The 24,518-nt window shown below is 57.1% G+C and carries 19 protein-coding genes; 12 read left to right on the top strand and 7 right to left on the bottom strand.

Translation table 11 applies throughout. The annotated features are described in order from the left end of the window. Positions 1-33: 33 nt before the first annotated feature. From GNX18_RS16145 to GNX18_RS16135, 3 genes are all read right to left on the bottom strand, one after another. Positions 34-912 (bottom strand): hypothetical protein, encoded by an 879-nt coding sequence (locus tag GNX18_RS16145; protein ID WP_166219386.1) that lies wholly within the window; start codon positions 910-912, stop codon positions 34-36. A 13-nt stretch (positions 913-925) separates the two neighbouring features. Further along, the gene (locus tag GNX18_RS16140; RefSeq protein WP_166219384.1) at positions 926-2,578 is read right to left on the bottom strand and encodes a hypothetical protein; all 1,653 of its coding nucleotides are present in this window, start codon (positions 2,576-2,578) and stop codon (positions 926-928) included. A gap of 350 nt (positions 2,579-2,928) precedes the next feature. Continuing rightward, a complete protein-coding gene (locus tag GNX18_RS16135; RefSeq protein WP_240914045.1) occupies positions 2,929-4,782 on the bottom strand; it encodes an ABC transporter transmembrane domain-containing protein in 1,854 nt (617 codons plus the stop codon). A gap of 288 nt (positions 4,783-5,070) precedes the next feature. Here GNX18_RS16135 and GNX18_RS16130 point away from each other — a divergent pair, with 288 nt between their 5' ends. The 6 genes from GNX18_RS16130 to GNX18_RS16105 all read left to right on the top strand — a co-directional run bounded on the left by GNX18_RS16130 (position 5,071) and on the right by GNX18_RS16105 (position 11,978). Further along, positions 5,071-5,280 (top strand): cold-shock protein, encoded by a 210-nt coding sequence (locus GNX18_RS16130; RefSeq protein WP_138234523.1) that lies wholly within the window; start codon positions 5,071-5,073, stop codon positions 5,278-5,280. A gap of 167 nt (positions 5,281-5,447) precedes the next feature. Further along, complete coding sequence (locus GNX18_RS16125; RefSeq protein ID WP_166219382.1) at positions 5,448-6,662, top strand: DUF3667 domain-containing protein; 1,215 nt, start codon at positions 5,448-5,450, stop codon at positions 6,660-6,662. Between the two features lie 165 nt (positions 6,663-6,827). Further along, positions 6,828-8,432, top strand: coding sequence for an ABC-F family ATPase (locus tag GNX18_RS16120; protein WP_138234521.1), 1,605 nt, complete (start codon positions 6,828-6,830; stop codon positions 8,430-8,432). A gap of 278 nt (positions 8,433-8,710) precedes the next feature. Next, positions 8,711-9,502 carry a hypothetical protein gene (locus GNX18_RS16115; RefSeq protein ID WP_166219379.1) on the top strand — a complete coding sequence of 264 codons (792 nt, stop codon included), beginning with the start codon at positions 8,711-8,713 and terminating at the stop codon, positions 9,500-9,502. An 81-nt stretch (positions 9,503-9,583) separates the two neighbouring features. Next, positions 9,584-10,549: a linear amide C-N hydrolase gene (locus GNX18_RS16110; RefSeq protein WP_138234519.1), complete on the top strand. Its 966-nt coding sequence runs from the start codon at positions 9,584-9,586 to the stop codon at positions 10,547-10,549. 22 nt (positions 10,550-10,571) lie between these two features. After that, positions 10,572-11,978 (top strand): glutamate decarboxylase, encoded by a 1,407-nt coding sequence (locus tag GNX18_RS16105; protein WP_166219377.1) that lies wholly within the window; start codon positions 10,572-10,574, stop codon positions 11,976-11,978. 107 nt (positions 11,979-12,085) lie between these two features. Here GNX18_RS16105 and GNX18_RS16100 read toward each other — a convergent pair whose 3' ends face one another. Next, a complete protein-coding gene (locus tag GNX18_RS16100; RefSeq protein ID WP_166219375.1) occupies positions 12,086-12,583 on the bottom strand; it encodes a Spy/CpxP family protein refolding chaperone in 498 nt (165 codons plus the stop codon). A gap of 632 nt (positions 12,584-13,215) precedes the next feature. Between GNX18_RS16100 and GNX18_RS16095 the strand changes: the two genes are divergently transcribed. Continuing rightward, positions 13,216-13,725 carry a hypothetical protein gene (locus GNX18_RS16095; RefSeq protein WP_166219373.1) on the top strand — a complete coding sequence of 170 codons (510 nt, stop codon included), beginning with the start codon at positions 13,216-13,218 and terminating at the stop codon, positions 13,723-13,725. An 86-nt stretch (positions 13,726-13,811) separates the two neighbouring features. Here GNX18_RS16095 and GNX18_RS16090 read toward each other — a convergent pair whose 3' ends face one another. Further along, positions 13,812-14,228 (bottom strand): VOC family protein, encoded by a 417-nt coding sequence (locus GNX18_RS16090; protein WP_166219371.1) that lies wholly within the window; start codon positions 14,226-14,228, stop codon positions 13,812-13,814. A 277-nt stretch (positions 14,229-14,505) separates the two neighbouring features. Between GNX18_RS16090 and GNX18_RS16085 the strand changes: the two genes are divergently transcribed. Beyond that, positions 14,506-14,901 (top strand): hypothetical protein, encoded by a 396-nt coding sequence (locus tag GNX18_RS16085; protein ID WP_166219369.1) that lies wholly within the window; start codon positions 14,506-14,508, stop codon positions 14,899-14,901. A 54-nt stretch (positions 14,902-14,955) separates the two neighbouring features. Here GNX18_RS16085 and GNX18_RS16080 read toward each other — a convergent pair whose 3' ends face one another. Both GNX18_RS16080 and GNX18_RS16075 read right to left on the bottom strand, forming a co-directional pair. Next, positions 14,956-16,116: an acyltransferase gene (locus tag GNX18_RS16080; RefSeq protein ID WP_166219367.1), complete on the bottom strand. Its 1,161-nt coding sequence runs from the start codon at positions 16,114-16,116 to the stop codon at positions 14,956-14,958. 6 nt (positions 16,117-16,122) lie between these two features. Continuing rightward, positions 16,123-17,061, bottom strand: a complete 939-nt coding sequence (locus GNX18_RS16075; protein WP_166219365.1) for a LysR family transcriptional regulator — start codon at positions 17,059-17,061, stop codon at positions 16,123-16,125. 284 nt (positions 17,062-17,345) lie between these two features. Here GNX18_RS16075 and GNX18_RS16070 point away from each other — a divergent pair, with 284 nt between their 5' ends. From GNX18_RS16070 to GNX18_RS16055, 4 genes are all read left to right on the top strand, one after another. Next, complete coding sequence (locus tag GNX18_RS16070; protein WP_240914384.1) at positions 17,346-18,632, top strand: aspartate aminotransferase family protein; 1,287 nt, start codon at positions 17,346-17,348, stop codon at positions 18,630-18,632. 128 nt (positions 18,633-18,760) lie between these two features. Then, positions 18,761-20,254, top strand: coding sequence for a CoA-acylating methylmalonate-semialdehyde dehydrogenase (locus GNX18_RS16065; protein ID WP_166219361.1), 1,494 nt, complete (start codon positions 18,761-18,763; stop codon positions 20,252-20,254). Between the two features lie 401 nt (positions 20,255-20,655). Continuing rightward, positions 20,656-23,352 carry an aminopeptidase N gene (gene pepN / locus GNX18_RS16060; RefSeq protein ID WP_166219359.1) on the top strand — a complete coding sequence of 899 codons (2,697 nt, stop codon included), beginning with the start codon at positions 20,656-20,658 and terminating at the stop codon, positions 23,350-23,352. 177 nt (positions 23,353-23,529) lie between these two features. Then, on the top strand, positions 23,530-24,453 hold the full coding sequence (locus GNX18_RS16055; RefSeq protein ID WP_166219357.1) for an alpha/beta hydrolase: 924 nt from the start codon (positions 23,530-23,532) through the stop codon (positions 24,451-24,453). The last annotated feature ends 65 nt before the right edge of the window (positions 24,454-24,518 follow it).

Below are 24,518 nucleotides of genomic sequence, written 5' to 3'. Positions count from 1 at the left end.
GCAGTCCTTTAAGTTTTTCGAGAATGTACCCACTCAGGGTTCTGCCGTCGCTTCCACCTCCTTGTTTGCCCTGGCAACCGCAGAGACATTCGTTACCGTTACCTTGGCTCCCGGTACAACCGGACCGGAGAACTCTGCCTGTGCCCGCCGGGCTTCTTCGGCAGTGTTGATGGTATAGCTTTTGAGGCTCTCCAGGCTCTCGATATGCCGGAAGTTACCGTCCTCCGGCAGCGTGGCATCGTACTCGTCCCGAAACCAGCGCCGCCCGTGGGTAATGACCTTGCCCACCGAGTTTTCGGCGCTGGGAAGCCCTGGAACCATGTATGGCATGGAGAAGTCGTTATAGAACGACTGGATCTCCGCGGCGTCGTCAAAGTCGGTGAAGTCGATATCAAATGTGGTGGTGACACTGTAATAGGTAAAGCCCACCACCTGGGTTTTCGGTCCACAGATTTTCTCCACCATTTGGCAGGTGCCGATGGGATCTTCCATGACCTTGCACCCTTCGAAAACGATCTTCGATTGTACAGTGACTCCGGATTTCGCCAGCACCTGCTGCACGGTGGAGAGCGAGGGACTCGCGCCGCCGATCAGCAGGAAACCCGGCCCGGAGTGCACGTCGATGATCAGCGTATCAATCCTGCTGTATTTACTGAGTGCGGAAGCGAGTGCTGACAGTGACTTGATGCCAACCAGTTTTGCCTTGGGATAGTATGCCCGCGCCAGAATCGGGGCGAATGCACTGATCCTGGCGTCACTGCTGTCGTACACCATCAGTGTATGAATTGTTGGCCCCGCGGTTGCGGGCGATCCGCCACCGGTGGCCGCTTTGGTGTCGCTCACCGGTGAGTTGGTGAGGGTGGCCGCATTGAGCACCCTCCCAACATCGGTAACGGGATGTCTTGGAGGCATGGGGGATTCCTCCTTATTCCGCCGTTTCCAGTGCACACAGGCGATTGAGATCCACGATGGTCTCAAGACGGTCCTCGAGCTTGGCTTCGGCAATGGCGGCTTGCACTAGCCGCTCACGGTCGTTGGCCAGGGTTTCCTTGTTGGCGGCGGCGCGCTGGATGGACATTGCGTATTCATCCAGCGCATCGGCCTGGCCGAGCAGGGCTTCGACGATGACGCTGTCGGTGCGCATGGTGATACGCGATTCATTCAACAGCACGCCGTCAACCGGATTGCTGGCATCGTCCTGGTGCAGTGGCCCCGTTTTGAAGCGGTAGTAGCTATTGGGGGTCGGCACCGGGAACTCCCCGTTTTCGTCCAGGGTGGCCGGCGTGATTTCAATACGCGTGCCGTGGTCGACCAGATTTACCCGCTCAAGCGTGGGCACCATTACGTCTTCGCTATCGGCAATAAACCCCGCAATCTTCAAGATGGCGCGCGCTACTTTCGGGATTTTTGCTTCGACCACGAACTCCTGCAGAAAGCCCAGCAGCCCGGAGATCGGCACTTCGCGCCAGGAGTCGCGGCGGCCGTTGGTAAATGCCACGCGCACGTCCTTCAGGTGTAGCTTGGTGATGTATTCCTGATTGAGCTCGCGGAAGATGAAGTTGAGTACGCGCCGCATATTGGCATTGCTGATGGTGCGTTCGATGATGGTTTCGGAACCGGATTCCTCTTCGCGCTCGGAACTGCTGGTTACGGACATTTCGCGTTTGCTGGATGCCTCCGCGGCATGTTCCTTGACGGACTCTGCGGCCTGCTTGGCAAATTGCTCGCGGCCACTGGAGTATTCGCCACTGCCCCCGCCAGAAACACTGGCGCTGCCAAAGCCCCAGCTGGCAGAGACTTCCGCTTCCACATGCCATTCTTCGGTCTTGGATTTGGTCTGTTTGTCGGTGGTCTCGTTCTGGATCTTGTCGGCGAAGCGCTCGCGCGCGGACTGCTCGTGGGAGTCGATAATGCTGGAGGATTCCTGACGGCTCTCCTTGGTACTCTGCCAGGTGCGCATGGAAATCTTTGTGGTCTCTCCCGGCAACAGCGTGAAGGTCTTCACGGTTTTGCCCATACCATAGTCACCCAGGAAGGAGCTGACACCGTAGCGTTCCACCAGGAATATCTTCGGTTTTTCCGGGGAATCAACCGGGTGGGGCGTGTAAGTCAGGTTGCCCGCCCAGCCCACACTTGGGACCATGACCATGCCAACATGGATGTTTTCCTTGAAGATATCCGCATCGATGGCGTTGTTCAGCGCGGTGATGGTTTTCATCTGTGGGCTGGTATTGCCTGATGCTGCTTTATCCAGCGTCGCGCGCTGAGGCTTCACATTCTCCGGCAGCCGGGTTATCCGCGTGCTGATACGGTGAATACTCTCGCTCAGAAAATTCTGCACCTTGGTGTTGTTGGGCAGGATTTTGTCTTTCACTTTCGGATCTATGCCGAGCGAATCCTTGTAGGAGGTGCCGGCGGTTCTCGCCAGCGCGGTGAAGTCTTTGTGGCCGAGCCCCAGATCCAACTCAATGATCCGCCGCCCGGTATGGGCGCCGGGCAATGGCACCTGATAATTGATTTTTGCTGGCTGTCCGGCTTCGCTGAACTGAATTGCCTTGGGTTCATTGATATCTGGCATCGCTAAAGTCCTTTTTATGGATGAGTGTAACGATCAAACCTGGCTTTAAATCCTGCTAAAACCAGACAGCGTTTGAAATGGCTCTGAACTCAGAACTGGGAGAGAAAGGCAGTTGCAGTGCCCGAAGTAACTTGCGGGCTCTGTTTCAGAGTTCGGCGAGAATAGCAGAGTAATATTTTTATCGGCAATTGCACGAAACGCTTATCGCGACAGAAAAAATCGCCGTGAAAAAAATCTATGGGCCCGTCTCTGACAACTTCCTGATTTGGAAAATAAATTAAAAAAGTAACTGCCGATTACACGGTATTACATGCGCTTACAGACAAATTACGCCGATCAGCTTACGGGGTTTACTCCGCCACCGGCTGCTGCGACTCCGGACTCTGAAACTGAAGTTCCGCCAGCCGCCGGTACAGTGGCGAAGCCTGTATAAGCTCTGTGTGAGTTCCCTGTGCAACCACCCCCCCATGCTCCAGTACCGCGATATTGTCCGCGTGCAGGATGGTGGCCAGGCGGTGCGCGATGACGATCGTGGTGCGGTTGTGCATCAGCGCCTGCAATGCCTGCTGCACATGGTATTCGCTCTCGGCATCCAGCGCGCTGGTGGCTTCATCCAACAGCAGGATCTTCGGATCTTTGAGAATTGCGCGGGCAATGGCGAGGCGCTGCTTCTGACCGCCGGAGAGACGGGTGCCCTGCTCACCAAGATGGCTGTTGTAGCCATCCGGCAACTGCTGGATAAAGTCGTGGGCGTGGGCGGCTTTGGCGGCGGCGATGACCTCTTCATCGCTCGCATCGGGTTTACCGTAGCGGAGGTTATACCAGACATCCGCAGTAAACAGCGCCGGCTGCTGCGGTACCACTGCCATCTGGCGGCGCAGGTCGGCGGTGTCGAAATCGCGAATATCGGTCCCGTTCAGCGTGATGCGTCCCCGCTGCGGGTCGTAGAAGCGCTGCAGCAATTCCAACAGCGTCGATTTGCCCGCGCCGGAGGGGCCGACCAGAGCGAGGCTCCTGCCAGCAGCCACGCTCAGATCCAGGCCGAGAATGGCGGGCTGGTCTGGGCGCGAGGGATAGCTGAACTCCACGCTCTCAAATTCGACCTGCGCTTCATTTTCGCCGGTGAGAGACCCGGTGACCGCGTCGCGATCGCCCGCCGGGATTTCCGCTTTCACATTCAGCAGGTCCACCAGCCGCTCGGTGGCGCCGGTGGCGCGCTGCAGTTCGCCGTAGACCTCTGAAATAGTCGCAACCGCCGAACCCATCATAATGGCGTAGAACACGAAGGCGGCGAGATCGCCGCTGCTCATGCGCCCGGCGATCATGTCATTGCCTCCCACCCACAACAGCGCACTGACGGCGCCGAACATCAGCAGTATTACCACCGCCACCAGTAGTGAGCGCTGACGTATACGACGGCGGGCGACGTTGAACGCGGTTTCCACCTCGGCAGCAAAGGCCTGTTGCTCGTGCTGCTCGCGGGTATAGCTCTGTACGGTCTTGATGTGCTGGATGATTTCGCCGGCATAGCTGCCCACATCGGCGATGGAGTCCTGGCTGGCCTTGGACAACCTGCGCACGCGGCGACCGTAGAACACGATCGGCAGCAATACCAGGGGTACCCCCACCAGTACCATCACGCTCAGTTTGAGGTTGGTGAACAACAGCAGGATCAGTGCACCCACAAACATCAGCGCGCTGCGCAGCGCCATCGAGAAGGAAGTGCCGATGATGTGCTGCAAGAGACTGGTGTCGGTGGTGAGGCGGGACATGATCTCGCCGCTGCGATTGGTCTCGAAAAAACTCGGGTGCAGGGTAATGATGTGGTCGAACACCGCCTTGCGCAGATCTGCCACCACGCGCTCGCCGAGCCACGACACCAGATAATGGCGCGCGTAGGTGCCAACAGCCATCAACAAGGCCAGCGCCATGATGACCAGCACCGCACGGCCGAGCGCCTGGCTGGAATCCCCGGTCAGACCCTGGTCGACCAACAGGCGCACTCCCTGGCCAATAGCCAGGGTAACGCCTGCGGTAAACACCAGCGCCACCCCGGCACCGCACAGAACGCCGCCATAGGGGCGAACAAACCGCCAGAGCACCGCCACCATGGCGCGGGCGCTCATGCTGGAGGCCGCAGCGGGATGTGTGGCCGATGGGTCAATTCTGGCATGACTGGTGGAGGAATCCTGCATCTTTGGCATTCTTGGCTACTTTTACGTCTGTTTGCGAAACGGAGTGCGCGGTCACCCAGTATATGGGGCAATGCCGGCTCGGGGCCAAACGCGGATTGGCAGAACAATTTGTAGACAACCCTATCCCTTACCCAGTAGAGTTGCTCCCTGCTAGAAAGAAAGCCTCACATTTACACGCTACATTTCGCTGTTTTACTCGTAATACCTCGTCCTGCAGTTTTTAAGTCGCGGCTAATTTTCCAAGCACCACCCGCCTGAATTACCAGGCACAACCCGATTCAATCTCAGGATTTAAAAATGTCTAATGCAGTAAGAGGAACCGTTAAGTGGTTCGACGAAGCGAAAGGTTTTGGTTTCATTGAGCAGCAGTCTGGCCCAGACGTATTCGCACACTTCAGCGCAATCGCCAGCACCGGCTTCCGCACCCTGACCGAAGGTCAAGCCGTTGAGTTCACCGTAACTCAGGGCAAAAAAGGCCCGCAGGCAGAAAACATCGTAGTCGTGTAATCGCGCTTCGGATGTGAAAACGGACCCTTCGGGGTCCGTTTTTGTTTGTGGCCCACCAGCGGTGAAGCAGAGATTAACCGGCGCGCCATTTCATGGCACCATCGCGTTCATTTCCTAGCAAACTGCCACTGGCATGTTGAAATCCACGACTTTCGCGTTGGTGCGCCATGAGTGAAATTGCAAGTCCCATCAAGCCGGACCTGGCGGCCGGACCCCGTTCGCAGACCGAACCCGCACAGGCCATCCGTGATATACCTTCCGCGGCACCCAATGCCGCCCGCTGTGGCAACTGCGCCGAGCCACTGCTCGGGCCCCACTGCTACGCCTGCGGACAGCCCGAAAAGAGCCTGGTGCGACAATTCCCAGAGCTACTCGGAGATTTTTTCGGCACCGTGTTCGGGCTGGATTCACGCATTGCGCGCACCTTCGGCCCGCTGCTGCTGAACCCAGGCTTTCTCACCAATGAGTATTTCGCCGGTCGCCGTGTGCGCTATGTGAGCCCGGTGCGCCTGTTTGTGTTCCTGTGCCTCACGGCGTTCTTTGCGGCGAAACTCAGCAGCGACTGGAAAACCACCTTCAACTTCAACGATTCCACCACCAGTCAGGCGATGGCCGAGTCCAACCTGGACCAGATGGAGCATTCCATCGCCACAGCCACCAGTGTGGAAGAGGTGCTGCGGCAGCGCGATCTGGCGCTGGCGGAAATCGCCGAAGTGGCACGCGAAAGCAGCGATGTGCCCGGTATTTCCGGCTTAATGAACGGCGTGGAGCAGATCGTACGCAAACACGCGAACCAGCGCATCGCGCAGCTGGACCCGACGGCGTTGCAGCACTTGGCGGAGGAGGGACAGGTAGAAATTCAGCCATTGCAGATCGACGGTGCGCCGTCGGCGGTCAACGCCTGGTTCGTCCGCCAGAGTGCGCGGCTGACATTGAATATTTCCCGCATTGAGAAGGACCCGAACCTGCTCAAAGACGCCCTGTTCGGAGCCATTCCGTCCGCGCTGTTTGTCATGCTGCCGTTTTTTGCCCTGAGCCTGGGAGTGCTGTATGTGTTCAAACGCCGCCTGTATATGGAACATTTGATCGTCGCGCTTCACAGTCACGCCTTCCTGTCCCTCTCGCTGCTGCTGGCGGTGTTGCTGTTCGATCTGCGCGCCTGGCTCAGCGAACCACACACGCTGCCGCACGCGCTGTTCAATCTGGCGCTACTGGCGCTCGCATTGTGGGTGCCGGTTTACTTGTTGCTGATGCAGAAACGCGTATACCGGCAGGGCTGGCCCATGACCGCAATGAAGTTTTTCGTACTCGGCGTGGTCTATATCGCCTTGTTGAGCTCAGCCGCTGCAATCGCCGGGCTGGCGAGTGTGGCCAGTTTCTGATGCGACACCCCGGGGCGACGCCATGCGGCCCCGGAGTTGCTCATTTATCAAACAAATCCCTCGACACTCCGCCACTGTCGCCGTATAGTTCGCGACCCGCGCCATGTGTCCTTGCACGGCATTAACCCGGCGCATCTTTTCAGCTATACCCCTCGGGACAGACTCTTGATTACCACCGCCAACATCACCATGCAGTTTGGTGCCTCGCCGCTGTTTGAAAACATCTCCGCAAAGTTCGGCAACGGCAACCGCTATGGCCTGATCGGGGCTAATGGCTGCGGCAAATCCACCTTTATGAAGATCCTGAGTGGTGAGCTGGCGCCCACCGCAGGCAATGTATCCATTGCGCCCGGCTGTACCCTCGGCATCTTGAGCCAGGACCAGTTCGCGTTCGAGGAGTACACCGTGGTAGACGCGGTAATCATGGGCGATGCGCGCCTGTGGGCAATCAAGCAGGAGCGCGACCGCATCTACTCGCTGCCAGAGATGAGCGAGGAAGATGGTATGCGTGTTGCGGAACTGGAAGTGCAGTTTGCCGAACTGGACGGCTACAGCGCGGAGAGCCGCGCGGGTGAGATTCTGCTGCAGGCGGGTATTGAGGAGTCCTTTCACTTCGGTCTGATGAAGCAGGTGGCTCCGGGCTGGAAACTGCGGGTGCTGCTGGCACAGGCCCTGTTCGCCGATCCGGACATCCTGCTGTTGGACGAGCCCACCAACAACCTGGATATCCATACCATCCACTGGCTGGCGGAAGTGCTGAACCAGCGCAAGTCCACCATGATCATCATTTCCCACGACCGCCACTTCCTGAACCAGGTGTGCACGCACATGGCGGATATCGACTACGGCGAGTTGCGTATTTTTCCCGGCAATTACGAGGATTTTGTTGCGGCATCCACCCTGATCCAAGAACAGCTCCATGCGGAGAACGCCAAGAAAAGCGCGGAGCTGGAAGAGCTGCAATCCTTCGTGAACCGTTTCTCTGCCAACGCCTCCAAAGCCAAACAGGCGAGTTCCAGGGCAAAGAAAATGGAGAAAATCAAGCTTGCGGAAATCAAGCCTTCCAGCCGCGTGAAACCCTACATCACGTTCCAACAGTGCAAGAAGCTGCACCGCCAGGCACTGACCCTGGAGGGACTGACTCACGGGTTTGACGGCGAGATGTTGTTTGCCGGTGGCGAGATGATTCTGGAAGCAGGCGCCCGCCTGGCGGTAATTGGCGAAAACGGCGTGGGCAAAACGACTTTTCTGCGCTGCCTGGTCAATGAACTCGAGGCCAACGGCGGCGTGCTCAAATGGTCCGAAAACGCGGCCATCGGCTACTGTCCACAGGACAGCAGTGCCGACTTCGATAACGATCTCACCATCTTCGAGTGGATGTCACAATGGCGCTCGCCCAAGCACGACGACCTGGTAGTGCGCGGCATGCTCGGCCGTCTCCTGTTTACCGCCGACGACGCCAATAAAAAAGCACGGGTGTGTTCCGGTGGTGAAAAGAACCGCTTGCTGTTCGGCAAACTCATGATGATGGACACCAATGTGCTTATCATGGACGAGCCCACCAACCACCTGGATATGGAATCCATCGAAGCACTGAACAAGGCACTGGCCAAGTATGAAGGCACACTCATATTTGTCAGCCACGATCGCCAGTTTGTTTCCTCACTGGCAACCCGTGTGCTGGAAATCAAGGACCAGACCCTGATCGACTTCCAGGGAACCTATGAAGAGTATCTGGCGCACCGGGAAAGCACGGCGCGCGCCGCATAGTTTTCCGCAGTGAAATGTCAGCAGAGCAACGTGCTGACATTTCCTTTTCTGTTTACCTGCCCCACAACTGCCCCTCTGTAGCCATTGAGTCGTTCATTTTCTCGCTCTGACGAGACGCAGACCGGTACCGGAGTTTCTGAATTTTTCTGACGACTCCGATACAGCAAGAACACTTCCGCCATATTTGCGCGCCAAGTACCCGTCGCTTTCCTCCGACCGCAACCTGACAGTCTAAGATTTTTAGACTTTCAGATTAAACGGCAGAGGATTTTTCGCGCATGGCGGGATTGTTCACTTTTGACTTTAGACATCGCTATCGAAATGGCCTTAGTACATGGCTTGTTGCGCACGCTCTGCTGCTTACTTTTCAATGCAATCCCACCCATGTACAGGCGGAGACCGCTGACTGGGAATTCTATATCGCGCCCTATGCCTGGGGGCTGGGTCTTGATGGAAACATTTCCCACGGCCCGTACCACTTCATAGCAGACGCCAGTTTCAGCGACCTGTGGTCTGACCTTAACTGGGGTGGCATGGGGGCCTTTCAAGCACAAAAGGGCAAGTTCGGAATTCTGGTGGATGGGCTTTACGTCGATCTTTCCGATGATGTGTCGTTAACCAACCTGCCACTGCCCTTCCCCGTGGATATTGATATCGTTAACAAAACCTCCACCGGTTTGCTCGCAGCGACATTCAGAGTCCTGGATAGACCGGGCGGTTTTGTGGACCTGATGGCCGGCTACCGCTATTGGTCGATAGAAACCGACGTGGATATCTCGGTGCCAATTGCCAATCTGGATGTTTCCGAGGGCGCCGATTGGCATGACGGGCAACTCGGCATTCGCGGTCACGCGAACCTCTCCTCACGCTTCTATATTGAAGGCATGGCCCTGACCGGAACGCGCTCCGATCGCACTACAGATCTCACCGCATTTGCGGGCTTCCGGATAAATGACTGCACCGCAATCATGGCCGGATTCCGCCGCATAAGTATCGACTACCGTAATTCGCTCTACCGTTTCGATGCCACACTACATGGGCCGGCCATAGGGTTCAGTTACAAATTCTGAGGCCGAACCAACCGTTCGGAAAATTACTCCACACACAACGTCGCCGCACAGGTCGACAGAGTACTACCCTGGAAAAACACTATGTGTACAAGAACACTATGGCTTGAAAGTGGGCAAGGCCCCATTGCGGGGCGCAACATGGACTGGGCGCAGAGCCTGGGAACCAATCTCTGGGTGTTGCCGGCGGGCGCAGAACGCACCGGTATCGACAAGGACCCGAACCCGCTGAAGTGGAAGTCAAAACACGCAAGCCTGGTCGCCACCGCATACGATCTGGCAACGGTAGATGGCCTGAATGAGAAGGGCCTGGCAACCCATGTGCTGTGGCTCACCGAATCCGACTACGGCGAGCGCGATCCGGCACAATTGGGATTGTCCGTCTCTCTGTGGGCCCAGTTTTATCTGGACCAGTTTGACAGCGTCGAAGCCTGTGTTGCCTATACCAAGAAACACCAGATTCAAGTACGACCTCAGGGCGACCCGGTGTCCGGCCGTTGGTCAACGGTGCACTTGGCGCTCAGTGATGCTACCGGCGATTCCGCGGTGATCGAATATATCGACGGCGTGGCGAAGGTGCATCACAGCCGGAAATACACAGTGATGACCAATTCACCGCCATTTGATCAGCAGCTGCAGCACCTGGCCAAGTATCAGGGGCTGGGGGGAGACCTCCCACTGCCAGGAACTACTGAGGCGGCAGACCGGTTTGTTCGTGCGAGCTACTACCTTTCGAAACTGCCACCGGCGGACTCCCCGAGGCAGGCCTATGCAGCACTGTTGAGCGTAATGCGCAATGCGGCACAACCCTTCGGTGTCGCCGACCCGGCCCGCCCGCATATCTCCATGACCATCTGGCGTACCCTGATCGATCTCAAACGCGGTGTTTACGCGTTCGAATCTTCCTTCAGCCCGGACATCATCTGGGTACAGCTTCACAAACTGGATCTCAGTAAAAGCCAGAAGCTGGATCTCAGCCAAGAGGACCTGGTAGGAGATGTGAGTGGCAGGTTTGTCGCGACTCCTGCATTTGCCTTTATGTCCGCCTAGCGCAGCGAATCAGGATTCACCGATGCCATTACACCGGAAAAGTAAGCGTAAGCATGTCTCGCGGGATGTCGGCGAGGACATATTCGCCGACAGCGCCAGTCGCCACAGCGTACCCCGCTACAGCCTGCCCACTCATTCGATGGCTGCGCCGACCGGCTACCAATTGGTGCGAGATGAGCTGTATCTGGACGGCAATTCCCGCCAGAACCTAGCCACCTTCTGCACCACCTGGGCCGAAGACGAAGTGCATCGTTTGATGTCGGATTGTTTTGACAAAAACATGATCGACAAAGACGAGTACCCACAAACGGCAGAAATCGAAGCCCGGTGTGTACATATGCTCGCCGCGTTATGGGGCGCACAGGATGCGGAAGACACCATCGGCTGTTCCACCACAGGCTCATCCGAAGCCGCGATGCTCGGTGGCTTGGCATTGAAATGGCAATGGCGCAAGCGGCGGCAAAAGCTGAATCTAAGCACGGACAAGCCCAACCTGATTTGCGGGCCGGTCCAGGTCTGCTGGCACAAGTTCGCGCGATATTTCGATGTGGAACTCCGCGAGGTACCACTTGATGGCGATGAAGTCTGCTTGAGTGCGGAGAAAATTCATCAGTATGTCGACGAAAACACCATCGGTGTAGTTGCCACCCTCGGTGTAACCTTCACCTGTGTTTACGAACCCGTAGAGGAAATCGCCCGCGCCCTGGACCAGATTGAAGCAGACACCGGTTTTGACATCCCCATTCATGTGGATGCCGCCAGCGGCGGATTTGTGGCGCCGTTTGTACAACCGGATCTGGTGTGGGATTTCCGCGTAAAGCGAGTGAAATCCATTAACAGTTCCGGACATAAGTACGGCCTGGCGCCGCTCGGTGTGGGGTGGGTGGTGTGGCGAGATGCTGCCGAGCTACCTGAGGATCTTATATTCCACGTGGACTATCTCGGTGGCGATATGCCTACCTTTGCCCTGAACTTCAGCCGTGCCGGCGGTGGCGTGATCGCCCAGTACTATAATTTCGTTCGCCTCGGTTTCGACGGCTACCGAAAAATTCAGCAGAGCTGCATAGATACCGCAATCTGGCTTGGTAAGGAAATTGCGGATATGGGGCCGTTTGAGCTGTTTTACAATGGAGAAGGTGGTCTGCCAGCCATCAGCTATACGCAAAAACCCGGCGATTGGGGCTTCAATCTCTACGATCTCTCCGACCATTTGCGCATGCGTGGATGGCAGATTGCATCCTACCCGCTGCCGACAAACCGGGAACACACCGTGATTCAGAGAATCATGGTCCGCCACGGTATCAGCCGCGATATGGCCGCACTCCTGACGGAGGATATCCGGCGCGCGATCACATATTTTGCGGCCCACCCGGAGCCGCCTTCACCACCGCGCCCGGCATTCAGTCACTCAGGAAGAACGTCTTCCTGACGATGTATTCCGAATCAGGCAACAACGGGGACGGTTTAACCGTCGCCGTTGTTGCTGGGGTGAAAAGGCATCAAAAAGAATGACTTCTCATTCAGGTTGACACGACATTAATCGTCGTCTCCTCCCCGATATTTTTTCTCCCACTCATCCCGATGTTCAGCCTTGAACTTTTCAAGCTTGGCTTTCTGCTCTTCATCGAGGATCTCTTTGAATTTCTTCTGGTACTTGTGAGCCATTTCCATTTTCGCCACCTGGACTTTGCCCCATTGTGCACCCAGGCTATCGAGCGTGGACCGGTCCGCCCCGGACTCAAGCGCATCTTTGATCTGCTTGTGAAGTTTCTTACTTTCTTCTTTCAGTTTCTTTCTTTCCTCCTTTACCGCCTCTCGATGCTTTCTGAGTTCCTCCTTCTGCTCCTTTCTGAGCGCCAGCTTTTCTTCCAGCGTCATCCAGAACTTATCAAACCTCTCGGAGTGATCGTGTTTTTGATAGTTGACTATCGCCGCATCGGCCTGACCGGGAAGAGCGACGAGAACCCCTGACAACCCCATGCAGGCGACCAGGTATTTCCAAGAACTCATAGAAACCTCTACATCATTGACCATGTTGGTTCAATTAGCCTAGTTCGTTGTTTTTTGCGCCTCAAGAATCTGTATATACCCATTCAGAGTAGCGGGGCTGCTATCTATTTCCGAAGATAAGGACAAGACACAGTGAACGCAAAACCAGGGATTCACTGAATACTTCCCGGATCGGGGCCTAATGCTACCGGACTTCGCCCATGGACCATCGGCTCACCAGAATCCCGCTCTCTGCTTCGAGCTTCTCGGACTGGATCTTTGTGCGTACCTGAATATCCGCACACTGCATTGAAACCGAGGTGTCGACAACATGCACGATTTAAACTTATCACTTACCTGGTCACACCAGGCTTTATCAGCCTATCAACCGTTGCCTTAAACCTCCCGGTCTTCCATATCACTATTCCGATGTACATACAGAGCACATGATATCCACCCCAGGATTAGCATTGAATGGAAGATAAATCCAAGTCGTTTTGCTCAGCAGTTAGCAAAAACAGATTTCAGACACGCTTTTCCTTGTCAAAAGCGGACAACTCGGACACCACCACTAGAATCAGCCTGGCAATCCTTTCTGAATAGAGATTTACCATCCATAAAGGTATTGCAAAATTTTCATAGCATCTCGCCCATTATTCAACCTTCAGGAAGGCATCATGAAAATTGCGAATTTTATTAAAATATTCACTCTTCTATTTGTAGCGCTTCCATTCAACAACGCGCTGGCGGTTGGTGAACTCACCTGTACGGCCAGCGCTGACATTTCTTACTCACCCGGATTGCGTTTGTTCTCGCAACAAACTGACATCAGCTTTGATGTGGATTATTCAGGGTGCACCTCCTTGACCGGATCGACAATTACCGGTGGCAGCCGCTCAGGCAGTTTTACCGGTTCACGCAGTTGTCTTGCACTACCGCCCAGCGGCTCGGCAACCATTGAAATTTACTGGGATAACGGTCAGACAAGCGTTGTGGATGCCACCACGCAGAGTACGGATACCGCAGGGCAAACCGTGCACCTGCTGACGGGCCCGATCATTTCCGGGCCGTTTGCCGGTTTGACGTTTAGTGAACAGCTTGTGCAGGCATCGCTCGATCTTTTGAGTTGCCTGGTCGCACCTGGTGTTGAATCACAAACAGGTATAGGCGTGATGGAAATTTTATAATTGAAGAACAGCCCTTTCTCGGCGTTTAATGAAAACCATGAACACGAGAAAGGGTTGCGAAAAAATACGCTTCCGGCAGCCTTTAACTACTTGAACATAAGCTCCGGATTTTTCATCGACTTCATCTCCAGCACATTGCCGTTAGGGTCTTTGATGAAAAATGTTTCCTGCTCATATTCGCTACCAACAAATCGTCGATAGGGTTTATCCAGATATTCCAGACCCGCAGCTTCGATACGTGCCTTTAGCGCCTGAAATTCTTCATTGGGCAGATGTGCGCCAAAGTGCGGTACCGCTACTGCGCCCATATCAACTTCATGACGCACATTGGGCAACTGCTCAGTACTCTGATGCAGGGTGAGTTCATTGCCCCAGAAGTCGATGTCGATCCAGTGCCCAGCTTCGCTGTTACCGGTCTTACAGCCGAGTATGTCGCAGTAAAACTCCTTGGCAGTTTCCAAATCCCCGGCGGGAATGGCCAGGTGCATACAGTTGGATTTCATCCTATCTCCTGAAGTTGGTTCAGGGTGAAAGTGATCGCGCCCACGGTGCGTCCTGTAAGGAGTTTAGATTAAGGATCAGTACCCCTCTATAATCGACCTCTCCGGAAAGCGGCGCAGAACACTGCCGGGAGGTACCTGCATCATTTTCAACAGCCGGTTATGCGCCAAATGTACTTGAAACCGTGTTTCGGTTAGAGTGCCTGACAGCGGTTGCGCTATGACTCCAGCCCAATCCGGCGCTCGGAACTCTTATTGAATACGACCAATCCAATGCACCATGTTTTCTAACCAGTGGTACCAACTGAAACTGCAATTTCGCGAAGACTCCGCGGATTTCGCCGCCGGTGAGTGCAGTTTTCGCGCGCAACTGCACGCTGCGTTCGTGCGCCTTGCCGCCAGCGGTGGTGAAGTCAGGGCTACGCTGATGGTGCATCACCGGCTGCACGGCTGGCTAAAGGTGTGCGATGCCGATCATCGCTACCCCATCATCCAAAACCCGCTGCGGCTGGACTGCGCACAGCTGTTCAAAGCCGTGCGTCACACCCTCCAGGAAGCCGATCGCTGGCCAAGCGATGAGGAAAAGCTGCGCCGCCGTCTTGAGCGCCAAACCCGCCGTCGCGCAGAAGATGCCATGGCGCGCCGCAGCAGGTTTCATATCGTCCGGGATGAATGAGTGGGCATGATCTGTCACTGTTGCCCCGCCAATATCTCATTGCCAGGTTAAATATTAAGCGACCGCCGCCAGATCTTTGTCCACGCTATTCCGGCTCAGGCGGCGTCCGGCCTCAATGGCGGGCCGCTCAATCAGGTAGTATGTCGCGATAGCAATCACCATGGTCAGTGTTATTGCCACGGCCATATATCCCCACAGCGCCCAATCTCCGGTAAAGCTTGCCCACGTTTGGTGACGCAACCAATGGACGACCGTCATTGCCACCGGATGGAATAAATAGACGGAGTAACTCACAACACCCGACCAAGCCAGCATTGCTGGTACCCGCCAGTGGAAACCGATAGCCATGCAGAAGACACCAAGCGCAATAAGATGTGCTGCCCCAAACCTTATGGGCTGGTCGACAAGGTTGACACCAGCAGCATGGAGCATCAGCGCAAGCGCGGGCAGACCAAATACTGTAGCGGGTGCCATCAGGAAAAACAGTTTTGTTGCTGTGGTATGGGTACCAAACAAGACTTCGCGCAAAATCGTTCCGCAGAGCATGATCGCAAGCAAGTAGGGGATATATTGATGCTCCGGCGATAGCGAACTCTGATAGCCAAACATTTTTTCGAGCAATTTTTGACCAACAAAAACTGATAGAAACACACCGGCTAACACAGTCAGGAACCGACCGTCGTGCATTTTCCCGATATAAAACAGAAAACCGCACAAAATATAGAAAACCAGTTCAACTTGCAGGGTCCAATACAATCCCTGTATATGAGGCATACCCAACAGTGACTGGAACATCGTAAGGTTGATACCTATCTCGGAGATGGTCCATTGCTTACCGACAAAAATTGCCCCAGTGAATACCGCCAGGAAAATAGAAAACCAATAGACCGGGTACAATCTGAAAAATCGTCTTACCGCGAATTTTTTCACAGCGCCGGCGCCAGCCGAAAAACTGTGTGGAATAATAAAACCGGAAATCAGGAAGAAACACACCACGCCGATTCGACCAAAATCGACACTCCACGCCACATCGGCGAGCCACGTTCCTTTGTCCGCCACACCTGGAATTCTTACAAACGACTCGGAGGTGTGTTGCCACACGACCAGCAACGCGGCAATTCCCCGCAGTGCATCCAGCCGATCAATTCGCCTCACTACTTTACTCCCCTGAAACCCATTAACAGTCCCGGCACCCCTGCCGAGGTCGCTCAACATACATGACTATCTCGAGCTACCCAAGTAGTGCGCCTCCACCAAACAATCCCACAACACCTTCACAATCCTTGAAGGCCGCGGCGACAGCCGGCGAATCGCAACAAAATCGCACTCGTATTGGTAGCGCTGCGGGCAGATTGCGCGGATTTCTCCTTTTTTCAAAAACGTTTCCGCATAGTGGTCCGGCAGATAGCCGATATAGCGACCGGACTGCAGGCAGTGGACGATGGCTTCCTGGTCGTTGACGGTGATATCGCGCTTGAGGCCGAGGCGGTTGCCTACCTCCATGTTCGGGGAGTGGTAACCGAGGCCAGCGTATTTGCTCACGCGGATGGCGTCGTCGTCGATGGAGATATCCGCGGTGCCGAACAACGGGTGGCGGTAGCCGCAGTAGAGATACATCTGCTCGTAGAACAGGTGCTGGTATTCGAGGCTCGGCGAGGTGCGATGCGCGGGAATCACGCCGAGCTGGAAGCGCCCCTCCATGACTCCGCGCTCGATTTCATTGATCGGTTCGATGTGGATGTCCAGGCTTACCTCCGGCGCCAGATCGTCGAATTGGCGCAGGGCTTCCGCCACATGGGCGGCCGGGTTGGTGACCATCTTGTCGAACAGGGCGATGGAGATGTGGCCGGTCATGCGCCGGTGTACGTCCGCCACTTCACCGCGAAAGGTGTCCAGAGAGGCCAATAAACGCAGGGTGGCCTCGTAAATCTGCCGGCCCTCGCGGGTGAGCGCAAACCCGCCTCGCCCCCTCTGGCACAAGGTTACTCCAAGGCGCACTTCCAGATCCTTGATATGGCGGCTGATGGTGGAGCGGCCCACATTCAGCTCCAGCTCCGCAGCGGAGAAGCCGCCCGCCTCGGCCACGGCGCGGAAGACCCGCAGCAGGCGCAGGTCGATGTCGCTGAGCTGGCCCAGCAGGGCGGTTTGGGTTCTTGCCATGGATATCTCGTTACGTGCGCGCTCTCTGTAGGAGCCTGCCCGCAGGCGAATCCGGGGGTGGGCGCCGCGTCGCGGCGGTTCGCCTGCAGGCAGGCTCCTACAAGGGAGCGACAATAGGGCAAAGCTTAGTTTCATGTAAGTGAAACTTAACGTTTATAAGTCACAATTCATGAAACATTAAAGCTCATCTACAGTTACCGCAACTCAATCGTCGAACGAGCCGGAGAAGAAGAGTGAGCGACAAGTTTGCCGGGCTCAGCCAGTCTCAGCTGGATGCCCACTGGATGCCCTATACAGGTAACCGCCAGTTCAAGAAGGACCCGCGGATCATCACCGGGGCAGAGGGGTGCTATTACACCAGCGCCGACGGCCGCCGGGTTTTCGACGGGCTGTCCGGTCTTTGGACCTGTGGGGCGGGCCACAATCGCGCGGAGATCGCCGATGCGGTCAGTGAGCAGTTGCGTACCCTGGATTACTCGCCGGCCTTCCAGTTCGGTCATCCCAAGGCGTTTGAACTGGCCGAACGCATTACCCAATTCATGCCAGACGGGCTGAACCGCGTATTCTTCACCGGCTCCGGTTCCGAATCCGCGGAAACGTCACTCAAAATCGCCCGCGCCTATTGGCGCAAGAAGGGTTTTGCCTCCAAGACCAAGCTGATCGGCCGCGCCAAGGGTTACCACGGCGTAAACTTCGGTGGCATCAGCGTCGGCGGCATCGGCGCCAACCGCGCGCTCTTTGGCACCGCGGTGGATGCCGACCACCTGCCGCACACGGTGTTGCCTCAGAACAGGTTCTGCAAAGGCATGCCGGAGGAAGGTGCGCATCTGGCGGATGAACTGCTGGAAATGATCGCGCTGCACGACGCCTCCAATATCGCCGCGCTGATCGTGGAGCCGATGGCGGGCTCCGCCGGGGTGCTGCCGCCGCCGGTGGGTTACCTGCAGCGCCTTCGGGAAATCTGTACCCAGCACAACATCCTGCTGATTTTCGATGAGGTAATCACCGCCTTCGGTCGTATGGGCGCCGCAACCGGCGCCGAGACCTTCGGGGTGACGCCGGACATTCTCAACGTCGCCAAGCAGCTGACCAATGGTGCGGTACCCATGGGCGCGGTGATCGCCAAGCAGGAAATCTACGATACGTTTATGGAAAACGGCGGTCACGAATATTTGCTGGAGCTGCCCCACGGCTACACCTATTCCGCGCATCCGGTGTCCTGTGCCGCGGCACTGGCCTCGCTGGATATCCTGGAGAAGGAAAACCTGTTTGCACGCGCGGCGGAGCTGGCGGTGGTACTGGAAGAGCGCGTGCACCAGCTGAAAGGCACCCCGCTGATCAGCGATATCCGCAACTGCGGTGTGGCCGCCGGCCTCACCATCGAGGCGGCGCCCGGCGAGCCGCTGCTGCGCCCATACCAGATCGCGATGAACATGTGGCAGAAGGGCTTCTACGTCCGCTACGGCGGCGACACCATCCAGCTGGGGCTGCCGTTTGTGGCGAGCCCGGAAGAAGTCGACACACTGGTCAGTGCGCTGGGCGATGCAATCAATGAGGTTGCTGCGGGCTAACCAACTACCACCGTCATCCCGGACTCGATCCGGGATCCAGTGGGCGCGGTAACTTCCGGCTTCGCAGCACTGGATACCGGCCTTCGCCGGTATGACGAAGAAGAACATCAGACTTGAGAGAGAAAAACATGAACACAGTCGGCCACTTTATCAACGGCGAGGTGGTGGAAACCGCCGAGCGCACCCAGGATGTTTTCAACCCGGCCACCGGTGAGGTCGTCCGCCAGGTGGCGATCGCTGCCAAAAGCACGGTGGAAGAAGCCATCGCCGCCGCGCAAGCTGCCTACCCGGAGTGGCGCAACACGCCGCCGGCGAAGCGCGCCAAGATCATGTTCAAGTTCAAGCAACTGCTGGAAGACAACGCGGAGAAGATCTGCGCGTTGATCGGCGAGGAGCACGGCAAGATTTCCCACGACGCCATGGGCGAACTGACCCGCGGCATCGAAAATGTGGAATTCGCCTGCAGTGCCCCACTGATGCTGAAGGGCGAACACAGCCGCAACGTGGGCCCCGGTATCGATTCCTGGAGCGAGATGCAGCCGCTGGGTGTGGTGGCCGGCATTACCCCGTTCAACTTCCCCGCCATGGTGCCGCTGTGGATGTTCCCGCTCGCCATCGTGTGCGGCAACACCTTCGTGCTGAAGCCTTCCGAGCGCGATCCCTCCTGCTCGCTGCTGCTGGCACAATTGCTGCAGGAAGCGGGCCTGCCGGACGGCGTGCTGAACGTGGTAAACGGCGACAAGGTGGCGGTGGACACCCTGCTCACCTCTCCCACCGTGAAGGCGGTGAGCTTCGTCGGCTCCACCCCCATTGCCGAATATGTCTACTCCACCGCAACAGCCCACGGCAAACGCTGCCAGGCGCTGGGCGGTGCCAAGAACCACGCGATCATCATGCCGGACGCGGACATGGACAACACCGTGGCCGCACTGACGGGCGCCGCCTTCGGCTCCTCCGGCGAGCGCTGCATGGCGCTTTCTGTCGCCGTGTGTGTGGGCGACGAGGCTGCCGATACCTTTATCGAAAAAATGTCCACAGCCATGACCGGCCTGAAAGTGGGTGCCTACACCGACAGCAGCAACGACTTCGGCCCGGTGATCACCGAGGCGCACAAGCATAAGGTGAATGGCTATATCGCCAGCGCCGAACAGCAGGGCGCCACCATCGTGGTGGACGGCCGCAACCCGCAAGTCGCGGGGTTCGAGAAGGGCTTCTATGTGGGCGGCACCCTGATCGATCACGTAAAACCCGGCATGACCTGCTACGAAGAGGAAATCTTCGGCCCGGTACTGCTGGTGGTGCGCGCCGAGTCCATGGAACAGGCGATGCAGATGATCAACGATCACGAATACGGCAACGGCACCTGCATATTCACCCGCGACGGCGAAGCGGCGCGCTACTTCAGCGACAACATCCTCGTGGGCATGGTGGGCATCAACGTGCCGCTGCCGGTACCGGTGGCCTACCACAGCTTCGGCGGCTGGAAGCGCTCGCTGTTCGGCAGCCTCGGCACCTACGGGCCGGACGGTGTGCGCTTCTACACCAACCGCAAGACCATCACCCAGCGCTGGCCGTCCAGCGGCGTGCGCGAGGGTGCGCAGTTCTCATTCCCGAACCACTGATCTCTGTGCAAATTTTCCCCCGGTTTTTCCGGGGGAAAAGCATTCAACGGCGAAAGTGCAGTGATGTACACATTACAATATATGGAAATATGTCCCGGCGCGCTTACCCGCGGAACAATGCCGGCGAATCGCGCAGGCATTGTTCCTGCCCCCAATATTTTTGACCATTAAAAGCTGCTCCTGCGAAATAAAAAACAATTTTCAGGGGCGCTGTCAGCGCGAAATATTCAGAAAATTCACCCCGCGATAAAGCGCCCAATCGGCGGGACAAAGCGCCGGCTCAATTTACGGGGAGCGTGATATAAGGTGGCTCTTCCCATGCGGGGGTTCCTTGAGATTTTCTGCGGATCATCTGGTCGCCCGCGTTACAAATAACCTATAGAAGTGACCAAGGGGTTCCCATGAACAGATCCGGAAAATTCGCCGTCGGCGTGCTGTGCAGTGCGGTACTCGCCGCCTGTAGCCTGGAGCCGAACCAGTTGCAGGCCACCGCCGGCACCAGCACCGCCCATGCACTGGCCGAGTCCGCAGCCGCGCGCGACAACGCACCGGGCCTGTCGGAGCAGTACGCCAAGCTGCGCAAACAGCAGATTGCGCAGGTGGACTACAAGCTGTCTGTCACTATCGCCAAAACCGGCGAGGCATTTTCCGGCCGCGTGATCGCGGATACCCAGTTCCGTCGCAACCTGTTGCAACCTCTGACCATCGACTTCGCCGGTGGTGAAGTGCGGGGCGTGCAGGTGGACGGCAAGACCGTACCCTTCGAATACAATGGCCACTTCATCACCATTTCCCCCGAGCACCTGAAAGGCCGCAAACACGCGATCGCTGTGGACTATACCCACGCTTACTCCAGCAACGGTTCCGGCCTGCACCGTTTCCAGGATCCGGTGGATGGCGAGGTGTACATGTACACCGACTTCGAACCCTACGATGCCAACCGCCTGTTCCCGCACTTCGACCAGCCGAACCTGAAGGCGCACTACACCCTGGACGTGACCGCGCCGAAAGACTGGAGCGTGATCACCTCCGTGCGTGAAAAGAACGTCGAGCAGAAGGGCGAGGTGAATCACTGGGTATTCCCACAGTCCCAGAAATTCTCCTCCTACATTTTCTCCCTGCACGCGGGCCCGTTCCACGTGTGGGAAAACGATGCCGACGGCATCCCGCTGCGCCTGTTCGCGCGCAAGACCCTGGCCGAATACGTGAAGCCGAACGACTGGTTCACTTTCACCAAACAGTCTTTTGAATTCTTCCAGAAGTATTTCGAAGTGGACTACCCCTTCGTGAAATACGACCAGGTGATCGTGCCCGACTTCAATGCCGGTGCGATGGAGAACGTGGCCGCGGTGACATTCAGCGAGCGCTACGTATCCCGCGGCGACAAAACCCAGGCCGAGCGCATGCGCCTCGCCAACGTGATCGCCCACGAGATGGCGCACATGTGGTTCGGCGATCTGGTCACCATGAACTGGTGGGATGACCTGTGGCTGAACGAGAGCTTCGCCACCTACATGGCCAACCTGGCACTGGCGGAAAACAGCGAGTTCGACGATGTGTGGGAAAACTTCTACCTGGGCACCAAGCAGTGGGCCTACGGCGAAGACCAGCTGCCCACCACCCACGCGATCCAGCTGCCGGTGCAAAACACCGATGAGGCCTTCGCCAACTTCGACGGCATCACCTACGGCAAGGGCGGTTCCATCCTCAAGCAGCTGCCCTACTACCTGGGCAAGGAAGAGTTCCGCAAGGGTGTATCCAACTACCTGAAGGACCTGTCCTACAAGAACTCCACCCTGGACGATTTCATGGGTCACCTGGGCAAGGCCGCCGGCAAGGACCTGGACCAATGGCAGCAGCAGTGGCTGTACAACGCCGGTCTCAACACCATCGCCGCCAGCTTCCAGTGTGAAGACGGCAAGATTGCCAGCCTGACCATCAAGCAGTCCGCCCCCGCGGATTACCCGGTGCTGCGCGAACAGCGCACCCAGGTTGGCCTGTACAACATGGCCGGCGGCAAAATGGTGCTGAGCAAGGCCATTCCGGTGACCTACGCCGGCGCTTCCACCGAAGTGGCCGCGGCCAAGGGCGAGGCCTGCCCGCAGATCGTCTACCCCAACGAGGGCGACTGGGCGTTTGCCAAGGTAAACCTGGACAAGGTATCTGTGGACAACATGTCCAAGCACATCAATGACATCGACAAGCCGTTCACCCGCCTGATGCTGTGGCAGAGCCTATTCGACTCCGTCAGCGACGCCAAGCTGCCGCTGGACGAATTCGTCAGCTTCGCCATCAACAACGCCGGTGTCGAAACCGATATCAACGTGATCCGTCTGGTGTCCCGCTACCTGGGCACTTCCTATGCGTTCCTCGATCAGTTCCAGATGGACGACGCCAAGCGCACCCGCCTGCAACTGGCTATTGAAACCTTCGTGTGGGACCAGTTGCAGAAAGCGCCGGCGGGCAGCGATGCGCAGAAGACCTGGTTCAGCACCTTCACCGGTGTTGCCCATACCGACAAGGCGCTGGCCAACGCCCGCAACCTGCTGCGCGGTGAGCTCGTCATCGACGGCCTGAAGCTCGACCCGGATATGCGCTGGAGCCTGATCACTCTGCAGAACCAGCGTCTTTTCGGCGACTACGCACAGGCGATCAAGACCGAGCTGGCGAAGGACAACTCCGACCGCTCGCAGCTGAACGCCATCGCCGCGGAAGCCATCCGCCCACAGCAGGAAGCCAAGGTGAAGTGGCTGGAAAACCTGCTGGAGAAGCGCGACAACTTCAAACTGGCGCAGCTGAAATACGCCGCCGATGCCCTATTCCCCACCGAGCAGGGCAGCCTGTATGACGCCAATGTCGAGCGCGTCATCGCTGCCTTGGACGACGTAAATTCCAGCGACGCCTCCGAGTTTGTCGGCACTTACGCGCGCCTGTTCCCGCTGAACTGCAGCGATAAGGGTGTACAGCAGGTGAGCGAGATCCTCGACAGCGGCAAAACCCTGAACCCGCTGCTGGAAAAAGCGCTGAAAAACCGCCGCTTCAAGAACCAGAGCTGCCTGGACATGGCGGAAGCCATCAACGGCAACACCGCCGGCTGATCGGCCAGCGGATAAAAAAGGCCCTGCGGGGCCTTTTTTATTGCACGTCGCGCGACACTCGACTCAGCGCCCAAGTCCTTCGATCTATCGGATACCCTCCCCCCCCTGCAGGCGGATGCACTTCAGGCGCGCGCCGACCACTATCCGCACTGAACATTCACACGCGAGGAAATAAAAATGTTACAGCGGTTGTTCCGAAATCTCAGTGTTTTGTGGTTACTCCTCCCCGGCCTGCCGGTCGTTGCCATGGAAGTTTCGTCGGGGAAGCTGATGACCTTGCCCGCGTTTGAATTTCACGATATTGCGGCGCGTCCCGTGCATGTGTGGCTGCCTGAGGGATACCCATTACAGCAGCCCTATTCCGTCCTCTACATGCACGACGGGCAGATGCTGTTCGACCGCCGCACCACCTGGAACAAACAGGAGTGGGGCGTGGATGAAGTTGCCGCAGAATTGCAGCGCCAGGGAAAGGTAAAACCCTTCATCGTGGTGGCCATCGAAAACATCAGCGAAACCCGCCACCAGGACTACTTTCCGCAGAAGGCGCGGGCACTGATGCCCGAAACGGCGCAGGCTCAGCAACACCCGTTCAACCAGGCGGAACTGCGCGCAGATAACTACCTGAAGTTTCTGGTCACGCAAGTGAAACCGTATATCGACCGCAATTTCCAGGTCGCGAGGGATGCGAGCCACACATTTATCGCCGGCTCCAGCATGGGCGGCCTTATCTCGCTGTATGCCACGCTGGAATACCCGGAAGTGTTTTCCGCCGTGGCTGCGATCTCCACCCACTGGCCGGGGATAGGCCCGGAAGACAAACTCCCTGTAGCAGCGAGCATCCGCGCTTATCTGGAGCAGAATCTGCCGGAGCCTGGCACACACCGCTTTTATTTTGATTACGGCACCAAAACCCTGGACGCCTACTATCCGCCACTGCAACAGCAGGTGGATACCATTATGCAGCAGGCCGGTTACCACAGCCCGGACTGGCAGACGCGCACCTTCGAAGGTCACGCTCACGATGAAGACTCCTGGCGCCTGCGACTTGCAGAGCCGCTGCTGTTCCTGCTTGGCAGCGACACGCCGGTACAGCCCAGGTAATTCGATTCGGCAATGGGATGGCCAAACGGTCTGGGGTATCCTGTGTGCTCTCACGCCGCTGGTCA

The organism is Microbulbifer sp. SH-1 (assembly GCF_011326135.1).
Taxonomy (GTDB): domain Bacteria; phylum Pseudomonadota; class Gammaproteobacteria; order Pseudomonadales; family Cellvibrionaceae; genus Microbulbifer; species Microbulbifer harenosus.
The sequence above is the reverse complement of the archived record's forward strand: the minus strand, read 5'-3'. Positions and strand labels throughout refer to the sequence as shown.

What these genes read in the sequence shown, in the direction of transcription:
- GNX18_RS16145 (WP_166219386.1), bottom strand. Translation starts at nt 912, where the DNA reads ATGCCTCCAAGACATCCCGTTACCGATGTTGGGAGGGTGCTCAATGCG.
- GNX18_RS16140 (WP_166219384.1), bottom strand. Translation starts at nt 2,578, where the DNA reads ATGCCAGATATCAATGAACCCAAGGCAATTCAGTTCAGCGAAGCCGGA.
- GNX18_RS16135 (WP_240914045.1), bottom strand. Translation starts at nt 4,782, where the DNA reads ATGCCAAAGATGCAGGATTCCTCCACCAGTCATGCCAGAATTGACCCA.
- GNX18_RS16130 (WP_138234523.1), top strand. Translation starts at nt 5,071, where the DNA reads ATGTCTAATGCAGTAAGAGGAACCGTTAAGTGGTTCGACGAAGCGAAA.
- GNX18_RS16125 (WP_166219382.1), top strand. Translation starts at nt 5,448, where the DNA reads ATGAGTGAAATTGCAAGTCCCATCAAGCCGGACCTGGCGGCCGGACCC.
- GNX18_RS16115 (WP_166219379.1), top strand. Translation starts at nt 8,711, where the DNA reads ATGGCGGGATTGTTCACTTTTGACTTTAGACATCGCTATCGAAATGGC.
- GNX18_RS16110 (WP_138234519.1), top strand. Translation starts at nt 9,584, where the DNA reads ATGTGTACAAGAACACTATGGCTTGAAAGTGGGCAAGGCCCCATTGCG.
- GNX18_RS16105 (WP_166219377.1), top strand. Translation starts at nt 10,572, where the DNA reads ATGCCATTACACCGGAAAAGTAAGCGTAAGCATGTCTCGCGGGATGTC.
- GNX18_RS16100 (WP_166219375.1), bottom strand. Translation starts at nt 12,583, where the DNA reads ATGGTCAATGATGTAGAGGTTTCTATGAGTTCTTGGAAATACCTGGTC.
- GNX18_RS16095 (WP_166219373.1), top strand. Translation starts at nt 13,216, where the DNA reads ATGAAAATTGCGAATTTTATTAAAATATTCACTCTTCTATTTGTAGCG.
- GNX18_RS16090 (WP_166219371.1), bottom strand. Translation starts at nt 14,228, where the DNA reads ATGAAATCCAACTGTATGCACCTGGCCATTCCCGCCGGGGATTTGGAA.
- GNX18_RS16085 (WP_166219369.1), top strand. Translation starts at nt 14,506, where the DNA reads ATGTTTTCTAACCAGTGGTACCAACTGAAACTGCAATTTCGCGAAGAC.
- GNX18_RS16080 (WP_166219367.1), bottom strand. Translation starts at nt 16,116, where the DNA reads ATGTTGAGCGACCTCGGCAGGGGTGCCGGGACTGTTAATGGGTTTCAG.
- GNX18_RS16075 (WP_166219365.1), bottom strand. Translation starts at nt 17,061, where the DNA reads ATGGCAAGAACCCAAACCGCCCTGCTGGGCCAGCTCAGCGACATCGAC.
- GNX18_RS16070 (WP_240914384.1), top strand. Translation starts at nt 17,346, where the DNA reads ATGCCCTATACAGGTAACCGCCAGTTCAAGAAGGACCCGCGGATCATC.
- GNX18_RS16065 (WP_166219361.1), top strand. Translation starts at nt 18,761, where the DNA reads ATGAACACAGTCGGCCACTTTATCAACGGCGAGGTGGTGGAAACCGCC.
- pepN (WP_166219359.1), top strand. Translation starts at nt 20,656, where the DNA reads ATGAACAGATCCGGAAAATTCGCCGTCGGCGTGCTGTGCAGTGCGGTA.
- GNX18_RS16055 (WP_166219357.1), top strand. Translation starts at nt 23,530, where the DNA reads ATGTTACAGCGGTTGTTCCGAAATCTCAGTGTTTTGTGGTTACTCCTC.